We start from the raw sequence: 13,854 nt of genomic DNA, 5'->3' as shown, positions 1-13,854 counted from the left end.
GGGTGACCAGATATCTGTGATGCGAGTTCTGAAAGTTGCAGGCGTCAGTTTGCGGCGCATATCGGGGGCGCAGCGATCCGTTATGGAAACCTACACCGCAAATGAATAAGGTGTGCTGGTCGGGTAAGGTGGGCGGCCGAAGGTGAGGCAAACCCTTAGTGAAGCTATTCCGGTTGTTGGGGTCAGGTAAACTCCTGGCGGGCTGGACCGACTTATTAGGACGCCCTCCCTACCACGGCGGGAGGCACAGAAAGACCTGTCACGTCGAAAAAACGGTGTCTGCGGTGGTGCGAACCGACTTTCCGGCGATTTTCGCCCGGAAATCCAGAATCTAAGTACGGAACAACTTCTGAATGGATGCGATCAACCACATCCCTGCGGCGCGCTTTTCTATGCTGGGCCGCAGCCGACGCGGCGCTGGCCGTCGGTTCTTACCGGCGTTTACGAAGGTGTCGACGGTGGTCGTTGCCTGCCTGTTGCTGGTGTCCGCCTGCGGCATGGCGGCAGCTCAGGAATTGACTCAGCCCCCAAGTTCCGCCCCGGCCACAGTTAGCTCGGACGCTGCTCTGACAGTCGCATCTTTGCAGGCGCGGCGAAAAGCGGTCGAAGAAGATGGTTCGCTGGACGATGCGCTGCGTGCCGACGTGATTGAAGTGCTGGACACATCCATCGCTTCGCTGCAGCAGCAACAAACATGGCTGGACAAAACGGCCAGCCTTCAGGAATCCACCGAAAATGTAAGCACCCGTTTGGCAGAAACGCGTGCTGAGCTGGAAGCACCGACGCCGGAAGTTGCCGAACCATCGGAATCCGCCGACCTGGCCACCGTTCAGCAGCAGCTTCAACAGGCGGAAGAACAACTGCGGCAGGCCGAAGCCGACAAACAGAAGTTTGAACAGGAAGACATTCACCGGACGAAACGCCGCACCGAATCTCCTGCGGAGCTAACGGCCGCCAAAATGGCTTTGGAAACTCTGAAAGCAGAAAAGGCGGATGATCCCGCCAACGATGGTTTGCATCCTCAATTGCGTGCGGCCAATCAGACGCTGCTGGCGACCCGTCGGCAAATGCTGACCGCTCGAATTAACTTTCTGGAACGTGAGCTACCGATCTACGACGCCACGTCTGCACTGCTGGCCGCTAAACGAAGCCTCGCAGCACGACGCGTCGCGGTGGCTCGAAGAACAGTCACCGCGTGGCAGGAACACGTCAACGAACAAAGGATGTCGGAAGCGGAATCAAATCTGCAGCAGGCGACCGAACTGGTTGGCCGGGCGTCACCAGCTGCGCTACCGATTGCGAAGGAAGTCCGCGAACTCGCTGACAACCTGGTCGCCGTGCGAACTTCGCTAACACGCGACATCGCCACTGCCAGCCGTCAAATTACGCAATTGGAAAAGCAAACGGAGCGGCTGAGCACTGAATTCGACAAGATCACAGCTCGTACGGAAGTGGCGGGGCTAACGAATTCCGTGGGTGTGCTGCTGCAAAAGCTGAATTCGAGTCTGCCGAATCAGAGAAACCTGTCGACCGACATAGCCGATCGACAGGTTCTGATTTCCGATGTCCACATTGATCGCATTGAGTATCAAAACCAGCGGTCAGAAGTTTCTGATGTGGAAGACCTGGCCGAAAGATACGCCAGTCGCGAAGTAAACGGCACTTCTGAAAACGAACGCCGCGAACTGCGTGATGAATTCCGTAAGCTGCTGCAGATGAAGGGGCGATTGCTGGACGGTGTCATCAGCGATCTCAGCAGCTATCTCGACCGCCTCGCCACGCTCGACGCGAACCAGCGCACGCTGTTGGATCAAACCGTCATTCAGGCCGACTACATTGCGGAACACGTCCTGTGGGTTCGCAGCACCACACCCGTTAACACGGCCTTCGCACGGCAACTTCCCGTCGCGTTAACACGTCTTAAGAACGAGCTGGCCGAATCCGGGCAGCTGCTGCTGAACGATGCCTTCGGTCGCCCCCAGCTATGGTTGCTGGCAGTGCTGGCGGGAATCGCCCTGTTAGTCAGTCGCCAAAAGTTTGTGACCAGGATTCGGGACTGCGGCCACGCGGCTCAACGAAAATACACCACGACGATGCGGCCAAGTTTTGTCGCAATCTGGTTAACCGCGCTGGTGGCCTTCGTCTGGCCTGGAATTCTATGGTTCATCGGCTGGCGACTGGCAAGCGGCAGTCGCACAGCCTTCGAAGCCGCGCTGGGAACAGCCTTTCAGTCGTCCGCCGCGCTGACCTTTGTACTGGATTCGCTGCGACACGTGTGCCGTCCGCACGGACTTGGAATCGCTCATTTCGGATGGCCTCCACGCAGCGTCAACACCGTGCGCATGTCAATCCGCCTTCTGATTTTCATCGGCGTCCCCCTGGCGGCACTCTTCGTACTAATGGACCGTAGCGGCGACGACTTGTACCGCAGTTCCGTCGGCCGACTCGCTCTGATGGCCTCACTGGTTACTCTTGCCTTCGCCCAGCACAGAATCTTTCGCTCGCACAGCCCCTTCATCGATGAGGCGTCCGCCACGACGCTTCAGGGTTGGGTTAGCAAAACGCGGATTGCCTGGTACGCCCTGGGAGTCGGCTTGCCGCTGGTTTTGGTCGTCATGGCGGCCGCCGGGTATTTGTACACGGCCCGGCAGCTTGCCATCAAAATGGTACAAAGCGGTGGGCTGCTGGTCGCCGTCGTGCTGCTGGCGGCGTTGCTAAAACGATGGCAATTGGTCACCTACCGAGGCCTGGCCATGAAGCAGGCGCGGGAGCGTCGAGCGGCTTTGCTGCAGGAAGCCGAAAATGCGGCGGGCGAAGATGAAGACGTTGAACTTCCGGCTCTGGAAGAAGAAGTGGAAACCCTGTCTGACAGCAACGTACGGCTGGGCAAACTTCTAAGCGTCGTGTTCACAAGTGCAGTGATTGTCGGGTTAATTGTCATCTGGAGTGACGTGATGCCGGCGATCGGAATCCTGTCACGATTCGAACTGTGGGACAGCAGCATTCCTCAGGAAGTCGTCGACGGCGTCGAAACGTATCCTGTAATCACGATGCGGGAAATATCCATGGCGATCGCCCTACTAGCGCTGACGCTGTTTTCTGCATCGAACATTCCCGGCCTGCTGGAATTTTCGATCCTGCAGCGGCTGCCGCTGGATTCCGGAACGCGGTACGCCACCAGCACGGTCGTGCGCTACGCCATCACCGTCATTGGTGTGGCATTCAGTTTTCGGCTGATCGGTTTGGGCTGGTCCAACATTCAATGGCTGGTGGCGGCGATGACGGTCGGCCTGGGCTTCGGCCTGCAGGAAATCTTCGCAAACTTTGTATCCGGATTGATTCTGCTGTTTGAACGACCGATTCGCATTGGCGACACGGTGACCGTCGGCGACGTCACAGGCACGGTCACCCGAATTCGCATTCGAGCCACCACTATTGTGGACTGGGACCGGAAGGAGCTAGTGGTGCCAAATCGCGAATTTGTGACGGGGCAGCTCATCAATTGGACGCTATCCGATTCGGTATTGCGGGTCGTCGCGACCGTTGGAATCGCATACGGATCAGACACGCGGCTGGCAACAGAACTTCTGTACAAAGTGGCGGACGACAACCCCAACGTGCTGGACGAACCGGCGCCGCGAGTCATCTTTCGTTCCTTCGGCGACAGCACGCTGGATTTCGATCTACGCTGTTTTGTGTCGTCGCCGCAGATGTACCGCAACATCCCTCATGACCTGAATCTGGCCATTGATGACTTGTTCCGCGAACACAATATTGAGATCGCCTTTCCACAGCGAGACCTGCATGTGCGAAGCGTGCCGGAACGGCTTGTTCCGGAGAGTCGTTCCGGGGACAGCCAGTCCAGTTGATGAGACGGGCAGGCTGAGGGCGGCGCGATTTAGACGCATCGTTGGACGGGGCACAACGCTGATCACTGGCGTGGTCGTCGGAAGATCGGTGCGTTCCCGTCATCAGCCTTCGAGTGGAACTGAACCGAACCTGAATCCGTTCAGGCAATGATGTCTGTAACGACATGAGCTTCTTCGACGCCGGTGAGTCTCTGATCCAGGCCCTGAAATCGTTTGGTGAACACGTCGTGATTGATGCCTAGCTGGTGAAGAATTGTGGCTTGAAGGTCATGGACTTCAACCGGGTTTTCCGTGGCGTTAAACCCAAAGTCATCAGACGCGCCGTAAGTGTATCCGGGCTTCATGCCGCCGCCCGCCATCCAAACCGAAAACGCATACGGATGATGGTCCCGTCCGCGCGGCGAATTGGGGCGGTTTTGCTGAAACGGCGTGCGTCCGAATTCGCCGCCCCAGATCACCAGAGTGTCTTCCAGCAAACCTCGCTGCTGCAGATCTTTCACAAGCGCTGCGGAAGGCGCGTCGGTATCCGTACACTGAATCTTCAACTGTGTGTCCAGGTTCGTGTGCTGATCCCATCCGGCATGCATCAGCTGAATGAAGCGACAGCCGCGTTCGGCCAGTCGGCGAGCCATCAGGCAGTTGTAAGCGAAGCTCCCTTTTTCCTGCACCTGTGGACCGTACATGTCCAACACGTGCCTGGGTTCGCTGGCCAGATCGGTGAGTTCCGGCACCGATGCCTGCATGCGATACGCCATTTCATATTGAGCGACGCGGGCTGCAATTTCCGGATCACCCAGCCGCTGCATATTGATGTGGTTTAGCGTCGCAAGGTCGTCAAGCTGTTGCCGTCGCGTCGCGCGAGTGATGCCGGAGGGATTCGACAAGTACAAGACCGGGTCGCCCGAACCACGAAACTTGACGCCTTGATATTTGCTGGGCAGAAAACCGTTGCCCCAATAGAAGTCGTAAAAAATCTGACCGCAGGACGCCTGCCTGTCACGACTGGTCATCACGGTGAACGCCGGCAGGTTGTCGGCGTCGCTCCCAAGTCCGTAGGTCAGCCACGCTCCCATGCTGGGCTTGCCGGGCAGTTCTGATCCCGTCAGGAAGTACGTGATCGCAGGCGCGTGGTTGACCTGAGTGGTCCGCATTGACTGCACGAAACACAAGTCGTCGACAATCGCTGCTGTGTGCGGCAAAAAGTTGGCGGCAATCCATTTTCCGCAGTCTCCGTGCTGAGCAAACCGCGTGATTTCCGGAGCAAACGCTTTCTCCTGTGACGCCGTCATTGTGCTGAAGCGTTTTCCGTCGGTCAGTTCAGCAGGTAGCCCCTGGCCTGCCAGTTCCGTCAACTTTGGCTTGTAGTCGAACAGGTCAACATGAGACGGGCCGCCGTTTTGAAACAAATAGATGACTCGCTTCGCTTTGGGTGCAAAGTGCGGCAACAGCGGCGCGGACGGGTCCGGGGTCAGGGCGAGTGCCTGATTACTGCCAGACATTCCCGGCATTAACGTGCTGAGTGCCGCCGCGCCGAGTCCCAGGCCGGATTGGCCAAGTAACTGGCGTCGTGTTAAGACCTGCGAAAGTTCGTGAACGGGATTCATGGTTTCACCAAAACCTCATCAAGGTTCATCATTGTGTTCAGCAGCGTCGTCAGTGCCGCGTGTTCTGCGGGATCGAGCGTTTCGTTTTTCGGCAACTGTCCAATCTTCAACAACTGAGCCGCCTGCTTTGGGTGCGTCTGGTACTGCGCGATCGTTGTTCGTAAACGTTCGGTCAGCAGTGTGAGTTCTTCCGGAGCAGCTTCGCGACTGGTTAGAATTTCGAACGCGGCCGCAACCCGATCTGCATGTGATTTGTATTCCAGCAGCAGCTTCTCCGCCATCACTCGAGCGGCTTCGATGTAAGTGACGTCGTTAAGTGTTGTTAATGCGTGCAGTGGCGTGTTGGTCAGGTTCGGCTGGACTTCGCACGTCTGGCGTTTGGCTGAATCAAAGAAAATCGTAGGCCCGACGATACGCCGCCAGAAGGAATACAGCGAACGTCGATAAAGCTGCCCGCCGGTACCGACCTGATACTTGATCTTGCCAAACGTGGCTTCTGCCCAAATGCCGGACGGCTGGTACGACTTAACCGGAGGTCCGCCGAATTCATGGATCAGAAGACCACTGGTGGCGAGCGCGTGATCGCGAATCATCCACGATGGCATACGGAACCGCGGCGATCGCGACATCAGTTCGTTCTGAGGATCGCGTTCCAGCAATTCAGGCGTGACTTTCGCAGACTGCTTGTAGGTCTGGCTGGTCACGATCAGCCGATGAATGTGTTTGACGTCCCAGTCAGATTCCACAAACTCCACGGCCAGCCAGTCCAACAGATCCGGATGCGTTGGCTGAGCTCCCTGCAGCCCGAAGTCCGACGGAGTGGTGACGATGCCTCGACCGAAGAAAGTTTGCCAATAGCGATTGACGGTGACTCGTGCAGTCAGCGGATTGTCGGGCGACACGATCCAGCGAGCCAGATCCAGGCGGTTATAGCGGCGGTCGCTATCAGCTTTCGGCAGCGGCGGCAACATGCCAGGCACGTCCGCCACGATTTTGCGATCGGTCGCGTTGTTGTAAACACCTTTGACCAGGACCAGCGTGTCGCGAGGTTTGTCCACCGTATCCATGACCATCACCTTAACGGTGGTCGGCTCCTTGATGGATGGCCATTGATCCGGTTGCAACACATAGTCAATGGATGGCGGCACCGCTCGACCGCCGGCACCGCGTCCGGATTCCGTCGTCTGGTTGAAGAAGTCATAGAAGGCAAAGTAGTCGTCGTTCGACGTGGGATCGAACTTATGATCGTGACACCGCGCACACTGCAGCGTGAGTCCCAGCCAAACGGTCCCCGTCGTTTCCGCACGGTCGAACACATTTTCGACACGCGTTTCTTCTGCAATACGACCGCCTTCGCCGTTGTGCATGTGGTTGCGATTGAACCCGGTTGCCAGACGCTGTTCGGGCGTTGGATCATCCAGAAGATCGCCCGCCAACTGTTCGATTGTAAAGTCGTCGAAAGGCATGTTGTCGTTGAGCGCCTTCACCACCCAGTCCCGCCACGGCCACATCGATCGTTCCGGGTCTCCCTGAAAACCGCTGGTGTCCGCATACCTTGCGGCATCCAACCACGGACACGCCATACGTTCGCCGTAGTGAGGTGAATCCAACAGCCGATCGACAAGCTGTTCGTAGGCGTCAGGAGATTCGTCCGCGAGGAACGAATTCAATTCGTCGACAGTAGGCGGCAGCCCGATCAGATCCAGCGTGACGCGACGAATCAACGTTCGTTTATCAGCCATCGGCGAAGGTTGCAGCCCGGCTTCCTTCAACCGTCGAGTGACAAAGGCGTCGATGGGATGAAGGTTGTGATCGCCCAGCTTCGGCCGGATCGGTTTCTCAAACGCCCAGTGCTGCCCCCACACGGCTCCCTCAGCGATCCAGCGTTTCAGGATAGCGACTTCCGAAGGCTTCAGCGGTTCGCGATGAGAATCCGGCGGCGGCATCAGCAGGTCAGGATCGGTGGTGGTGACTCGAGCGATCAGTTCACTGTCTTCGGGGCTCTTCGGTACGATCGCCCCAACTTCGTCGACGGCCGATTTTCGTTCATCCAGGCGCAAATCAGCTTGCCGTGTCTGAGCGTCCGGCCCGTGACAATGAAAGCAACGGTCTGCCAATATCGGCAACACGTCGCGGCTAAATCGCAGCGGTTCGTCCGCATAGCCGCAAGCCGGAAACGCAACCGCCAAAAGCAACAGAATTGTGGCATAGTTAGGAATCTTCATACTCTAATTATACCCAGCCGCAAGGCCCCGTCGCCAGCACACACCAGCCCCGCAGCGACCCAGAAGCCAGCAAAGAGTTCTCACAGGCCGGACCAGGCAAAACGCAGTTCCGGCGGCCAGTCAATCTGCATGCGACGCGCTGATGCCAAAGCGGCGTGCCTTCGCTCCTTCATTCGGCCAACTGCGATCCATTCACGTGCCGCCGTTGAGCACATCGGCTCAATCGGGGCGCGTCAGAAATGGGGTTCCGAAATTGTTAAGAACCCCTAACAAAAGCTGTGTGGCCGCGTTGTGACGACAGTGGTCGAGATGCAAGGAAAAGTGACGAGGCGACAGATGTCGTCGAGGAGCGCTGACGCCGCAGATCGGCTACTTTCGTCGCAACCCTCCGGGCCGCTTGTGGTTCCGCCTCAGGCGGCGGTGTTCGTCGTCGACGACATTTGTCGCCTCCTTCTCACTTCTTGCCTGAAACGAAACAACAAACGTCGCGGCTCACACAGGTGTTGTTAGGGGTTCTTAGCACGAATGGTCGCGTGCTACTGCTCGGTATGTAGAATGCGCAGCGGCAATTCTTGAACTGACGCAATTGGACGTAGCGTGCCAGCATGTCCCCATACGGAGAAATCATGACCATTTCACGTAGACACTTCTGCGGAACACTCGGAACCAGTCTGGCTCTGGCGAATTCTACTTTGTTCGCTGAAGATCCGAAGTCCAGGCCTCTGCGAGTCATTGCCTACAATATTTACAAATGCACAGGCTGGCCGAAAAACCGGGCAGGTGCGAAACGGGCGGTCGCCAAAGGTCAGATGGCGAAACGACTGGCAATGGAGCTGGCTCTGCATGAACCGGACATTATCAACTTCTCAGAATCACCATCGGAGGAACTGACCAAAGAGGTTGCGAAACTCATGGGAATGAACCATGTTCGTTTTCCAAGCGGCGGCAACTGGCCAGGAACACTGTTGAGCAAATTCGAGATCACCGAGTCTCAGAATGCCCCAATGAAGGGTGGGAGACCGAAAGAATTGTTCACCCGACACTGGGGTCGAGCGGTCATCAAGTCGCCAGACGGCGAGCCTCTGATCGTACATTCGGCCCATCTATACCCAACCGCTGACCCCACGATTCGGTTGAAAGAGATTCAAGCAATGATCGAATCGATGAAGCCGGATTTCGATGCTGGAAAACCCATGCTAGTTATCGGCGACCTCAACCACGGCCCAGACAGTGACGAATACAAACTTTGGATCGATGCTGGTTGGGTAGACACGTTCGCCAAGATCGGCAAAGGCGATGGCCTCACGTTCAAGTCAGACATCCCAAAACGACGAATCGATTTCGTCATGGCCGCAGGCCCGATTGCAAACCAAGTCGTGGAATCAAAGCCATTGTTCGAGGGAGCGTTCAGGCTAAATGTTGACGACGAAGAATCCTTCGCACTAAGCGACCATCTACCACAATTAGCCGTCTTCCACCGAACGGAATAGAGGTCCCACTGGGCACCACTATTGACCATCAAACCGTGCCGCACATTTCCGTCACATCTCCCCATTGATGTAGCAACGTAGGCCGGACCAAGCGAAGCGCAGTTCCGGCAGCTAGCAATATTCATGCAACGGCATTGCCTAAGGATGCCGTGCAAAAACCGCGAGCTGCGAGATTGCTCTGTGAGCGACAGTGAATGACAAGGACCGGCCTCACGTCGATGGCGAGACGGCTTACGCTGGAACGATCATCAGCGAATTGGAGGCCACGGTTTTCTGCTAGTGTCGAGACCAGCCGGGTGAAGTGGACCCCAATATTTGGACCACGGGGTTAGATAGAGAAAACGGCACTGAGTGTTAAAACGGTGAGTTCAACGAACCGGATTTTTCAGGAGCTGTGAGCATGTCTCGGAAGCGTCGAATCTTCAGTGCACCGTTTAAGGCGAAAGTAGCGTTAGAGGCCATCAAGGGGCATCGAACGATCAGTGAGCTGACGTTGAAGCATAAGTTGCATGCGACTCAGATCAACCTTTGGAAGAAGCAACTTCTGGATGGAGCCGAAGGCGTCTTCGAGACTGGCAGTGGCACGAAGAAGACCAAACCGGCGGTCACCGACGAACCACAGACAGCCGAGCTGTACGAGCAGATTGGTCGTCTCAAAGTGCAGCTGGAGTGGCTTAAAAAAAAAGTGGCCGAAGTCAGTGAGTGAAGCAAGGTCGTGGATTGACTTCGATCATCGGCAACTGAGTATTCGTGAGCAGTGTCGTCTTCTCGGTCTTCATCGCAACAATGTGTACTACGAACCTGTTCCGGAAAGCGGGGAGAACCTTAGACTGATGCGGCTGATGGACGAAGAACATTTGAAGCGTCCGCATCGTGGTTCGCGGCAGATGGTGGACTTCTTTGAAGATCAGGGCATGACGGTGAATCGCAAGCGAATCCAACGTTTAATGCGAAAAATGGGCATCGAAGGTATCTCCCCCAAACGTCGAACGACGCTGCGAATGGAAGGTCATCAGGTCTTTCCGTATTTGTTGCGTGGCCTTGAAATCAATCGTCCAAATCACGTTTGGTGTTGTGACATTACGTACATTCCCATGCGGTTGGGTTTTCTGTATCTGGTTGCCGTGATGGACTGGTACAGCCGCTACGTTCTTTCGTGGCGCCTGTCCAACAGCATGGATGTTGACTTCTGCATGGATGCTTTGGAAAACGCGTTTTCGTCATTCGGCAGACCAGAAATCTTTAATACCGATCAGGGTTCACAGTTTACAAGCCGTGAGTTCACCGGCGCTTTGAAGTCACAGGACGTCGCGATCAGTATGGGAGTTATTGTCGAAAGTTGTGTTCTTGAGTGAATGAGAAAGGTGGCGCATCCTGTTGGAACTTCTCCTCTCCAACGGCCCGAAGTGGGCAAAGGAATACGCTATGAGCAAGACTAAAACAGACCGAACCAAAGTGCCAGTGGGTCAAGCGCTCGATCCCGAAGTGATTTCCTTTCGGGCTCAGTTCGACGAGCGAAGTCCGCTCGACGAGATTGTCCGTGAGGGAGCCAGGCGGATGCTACAAACCGCAGTCGATGCCGAGGTGGATGCGTTCGTCGCCATGCATGCGGATCGGACTGACGAGCACGGCCGGCGACTGGTCGTCAAGAACGGAAGCCTTCCGGAGCGGGACATCCTCACCGGTGCCGGAGCGATTCCGGTCACTCAGGGGCGTGTCCGCGACAACGATCCTGATCGCGAAAAACGGGTGGCTTTCTCGCCAAGCGTGCTTCCGAGCTATCTGCGAAAAACGAAGGCCATTGAAGAACTCATCCCCTGGCTTTACCTCAAAGGAATTTCCACGGGTGACTTCAACGAGGCGTTGCAGTCGCTCGTCGGCGAGCGGGCCGCCGGGCTGAGTCCCAACGTGGTTTGCCGGCTCAAGGATCAGTGGTGCAGCGAATACGATGACTGGAGCAAGCGGGATCTATCGAACAAGCAGTACGTTTACATCTGGGCCGACGGCATTCACGCGAAGGTCCGACTGGAGGATGACGCCAATAAAAAGCAGTGTTTGCTGGTGCTGATGGGGGCTACGCCGGAAGGCCAGAAAGAATTGATCGCGGTGCTGGACGGTTACCGCGAGAGCGAGCAGAGCTGGTGCGAGTTACTGGTCGACTTGAAGCAACGTGGCCTGCAATTGTCACCGAAGGTTGCCGTTGGCGATGGTGCGCTTGGCTTCTGGGCCGCGATCCGCAAAGTATTCCCCGAGACTCGTGAACAACGCTGTTGGGTTCACAAGACGGCCAATGTTCTCAACAAGATGCCTAAGAGCGTTCAACCCAAAGCGAAAGGCGACCTGCACGAAATCTGGCAGGCAGAAACGAAGGACGATGCGAACAAAGCGTTCGATAAATTCATTGAAAAGTACGGTGCGAAGTATGCAGCGGCTTGCGATTGCCTGAAGAAGGACCGCGACGAGCTGCTGACGTTCTACGATTTCCCGGCCGAACACTGGAGCCACTTGCGGACAACCAACCCGATCGAATCCACCTTCGCGACGATCCGCCTTCGTCACCGCAAGACCAAAGGCAGCGGAACAAGACGGGCGAGCTTAGCGATGATGTTCAAGCTGGCTCAGTCAGCATCGAAGAAATGGAGACGACTCAACTGCCACGAAAAGATCACACTCGTCATCGAAGGACGTTCCTTCAAAGACGGAATCATGCAGGATGATATCGCCGCCTAAATCAAAAACCCAAAACACAACATTTGACAATTGCTCTCAGTATGGACGGCAAGGGCCGCGCGATAGACAACGTGATGATCGAACGGCTGTGGCGAACCGTGAAATACGAAGAGGTCTATCTCAAGGAGTACGCAACCGGAGCCGATTGTAGAAACGGGCTGACGAGTTACTTCGACTACTACGGACACCAGCGCCGTCATCAGTCGCTCGACCGCCAAACACCATGGGCCGTCTACCGTCCCAAACGCTCAAAGCCACTTTGACTCTCTCTAAGAATCGCTCGCCCGTGGTCCAATAAATGGGGTCCACTTCAGGGAGCGTGTTGAGTGACGGCTCCCGATCGGGACACATGGCACGTCAATAAAAACACGAAGCCACCGGTGAGATTCGAACTCACGACCTATGCTTTACGAAAGCATCGCTCTGCCAACTGAGCTACGGCGGCGCGGGAGGAACGCCCGATGCGGCGTAAGGTAACCAACACCAGAACTTGACGCAATACTCCGCTGTTGGGTTCGGGCTCAGACTCCACAAACCGGACAATCGGGCCGTTTGGTGAGCGGTAGTTTGCGGAATTCCATGGTGCGGAGATTTGCCCACAGCATCTGGCCTGTCAATGGCGTGCCGATGCCTGTGACCAGCTTAATGACCTCAACGGCCGCCATCGATGCGATCATGCCGGAGACCGCGCCGAACACGGGGAACTCACGCTTCCAGTCAGGGGGCTGTTCCGGATAGATGCACGCAAGGCATGGCGTCTGGCCGGGGATGATCGTGGTTAATTGAGCGTCCAAATCGTACATCGCACATTCGACCAGCGGCTTCTTCTGCTTCACGGCCGCCTTGTTCATCGCGTGGCGTTCCGCAAATAAGGGAGCTCCATCGACCACGATGTCCACCTCACCTACCAGCGAAGCGGCGTTCTCATCGGACAGATTTTCGGCCGTCGTGTGAATTTCGATATTGGGGTTCAGTTCCTTCAATCGGCGCTCGGCAGATTCGACTCGCGGCTGGCCGAGCCATTCAGTAGTCATCAATAGCTGGCGATTCAGGTCGCTGGGTTTAACGTTGCCTGCGTGAGCCAGAACCAATTTGCCGATTCCGGCGGCGGCCAGGTAGTATGCAACGGTGCCGCCGACCCCGCCCAGCCGCGATACCAGCACACTGGCGGCCTTCAGTTTTCGCTGGCCTTCCTCACCGACGTCCGGCGTCCACATTTGCCATTCGTAGCGTGCTTTCTCAGCATCGGTCAGTTGCGGTAGTGGACTCGTCATGTTGTGTGTCTTTGGTCGTCGGGCGGTCATCGGGGTCACTTGCCGGGCGACAATCTTCACTGAACGTCCAGCAGGACTGTTTACCAGCAGCGACTCAACTTCTGCCTTAGCGATGAGTCATCGCTAAGGCAGGAAACCGCGATCGCGAAGTTCGTTTAAGTTGTCCGGGGCGCTTTCCATAATACGTTCGGAAGCGTACTTCAACAAAGCGACACCCGCCATGCTGGGCGGGGCCGACAAGATGGCAACTCGGTCTTCTTCTTCGACATCCAGCCGACGATTGAGTCGATCAACTGCTTCTTCGACTGTGTCCGTCACGATTTCTTCAGAACCGCGTTTGTTGTTCAGTTTGAGATTAGAGAACGCGGCGGACCGAGCCATCAGAAAGTCCGCCATGCCGGCGTCTTCGTTCTCTTCGAAGAAGTCACGAAATTCGGGCCGCATGCTGTCCGGGGTGATAATTTTCGCCCGACTGATCGTAATCTGGCCCTGCCGAATTCGTACCGTTTCGCCGTCTTCCTTTTGAAGAGTCACAAGGTAATAAGGAAGGTCGGAATCGCCGAATGTGAACAGCGAATACGGAACCCGTCGCTCGATGCGGACGGATTCCCACAACCTTCGGAAATGCATCTCACGATCAAATTCGTCAAACATGAAATCCT

The 13,854-nt window shown here is 56.3% G+C and carries 10 protein-coding genes and 1 tRNA gene; 6 read left to right on the top strand and 5 right to left on the bottom strand.

The annotated features are described in order from the left end of the window. Positions 1 to 353 precede the first annotated feature (353 nt). Positions 354 to 3,869, top strand: a complete 3,516-nt coding sequence (locus Fuma_RS01015; protein ID WP_077022490.1) for a mechanosensitive ion channel domain-containing protein — start codon at positions 354 to 356, stop codon at positions 3,867 to 3,869. A 140-nt stretch (positions 3,870 to 4,009) separates the two neighbouring features. On the opposite strand, the gene Fuma_RS01010 is transcribed toward Fuma_RS01015, so the two are convergent. Next, positions 4,010 to 5,473, bottom strand: a complete 1,464-nt coding sequence (locus Fuma_RS01010) for a DUF1501 domain-containing protein (RefSeq protein WP_077022489.1) — start codon at positions 5,471 to 5,473, stop codon at positions 4,010 to 4,012. Then, entirely contained in the window at positions 5,470 to 7,698 is a 2,229-nt protein-coding gene (locus Fuma_RS01005) for a PSD1 and planctomycete cytochrome C domain-containing protein (protein ID WP_083731710.1), read from the bottom strand. Before Fuma_RS01005 ends, Fuma_RS01010 begins: the two co-directional genes overlap by 4 nt. Positions 7,699 to 8,324: 626 nt before the next feature. Here Fuma_RS01005 and Fuma_RS01000 point away from each other — a divergent pair. The 5 genes from Fuma_RS01000 to Fuma_RS00980 all read left to right on the top strand — a co-directional run bounded on the left by Fuma_RS01000 (position 8,325) and on the right by Fuma_RS00980 (position 12,181). Then, complete coding sequence (locus Fuma_RS01000; RefSeq protein WP_077022488.1) at positions 8,325 to 9,188, top strand: endonuclease/exonuclease/phosphatase family protein; 864 nt, start codon at positions 8,325 to 8,327, stop codon at positions 9,186 to 9,188. 400 nt (positions 9,189 to 9,588) lie between these two features. Then, the gene (locus Fuma_RS00995; protein ID WP_077022487.1) at positions 9,589 to 9,894 is read left to right on the top strand and encodes a transposase; all 306 of its coding nucleotides are present in this window, start codon (positions 9,589 to 9,591) and stop codon (positions 9,892 to 9,894) included. Then, positions 9,887 to 10,543 (top strand): IS3 family transposase, encoded by a 657-nt coding sequence (locus tag Fuma_RS00990; protein WP_077022486.1) that lies wholly within the window; start codon positions 9,887 to 9,889, stop codon positions 10,541 to 10,543. Before Fuma_RS00995 ends, Fuma_RS00990 begins: the two co-directional genes overlap by 8 nt. Positions 10,544 to 10,613: 70 nt before the next feature. Further along, entirely contained in the window at positions 10,614 to 11,918 is a 1,305-nt protein-coding gene (locus tag Fuma_RS00985; protein WP_077022463.1) for an IS256 family transposase, read from the top strand. Between the two features lie 23 nt (positions 11,919 to 11,941). Then, a complete protein-coding gene (locus Fuma_RS00980; RefSeq protein ID WP_145943876.1) occupies positions 11,942 to 12,181 on the top strand; it encodes an integrase core domain-containing protein in 240 nt (79 codons plus the stop codon). Positions 12,182 to 12,290: 109 nt separating this feature from the next. On the opposite strand, the gene Fuma_RS00975 is transcribed toward Fuma_RS00980, so the two are convergent. The 3 genes from Fuma_RS00975 to Fuma_RS00965 all read right to left on the bottom strand — a co-directional run bounded on the left by Fuma_RS00975 (position 12,291) and on the right by Fuma_RS00965 (position 13,846). Then, positions 12,291 to 12,363 (bottom strand) — tRNA-Thr (locus Fuma_RS00975). 76 nt (positions 12,364 to 12,439) lie between these two features. Then, complete coding sequence (locus tag Fuma_RS00970; protein ID WP_077022484.1) at positions 12,440 to 13,192, bottom strand: HesA/MoeB/ThiF family protein; 753 nt, start codon at positions 13,190 to 13,192, stop codon at positions 12,440 to 12,442. Between the two features lie 123 nt (positions 13,193 to 13,315). Further along, the gene (locus Fuma_RS00965; RefSeq protein WP_077022483.1) at positions 13,316 to 13,846 is read right to left on the bottom strand and encodes a hypothetical protein; all 531 of its coding nucleotides are present in this window, start codon (positions 13,844 to 13,846) and stop codon (positions 13,316 to 13,318) included. Between the last annotated feature and the right edge of the window lie 8 nt (positions 13,847 to 13,854).

Source organism: Fuerstiella marisgermanici, assembly GCF_001983935.1.
GTDB lineage: Bacteria > Planctomycetota > Planctomycetia > Planctomycetales > Planctomycetaceae > Fuerstiella > Fuerstiella marisgermanici.
Note: the sequence above shows the minus strand (reverse complement) of the source record. Positions and strands in the feature narration are given on the sequence as shown.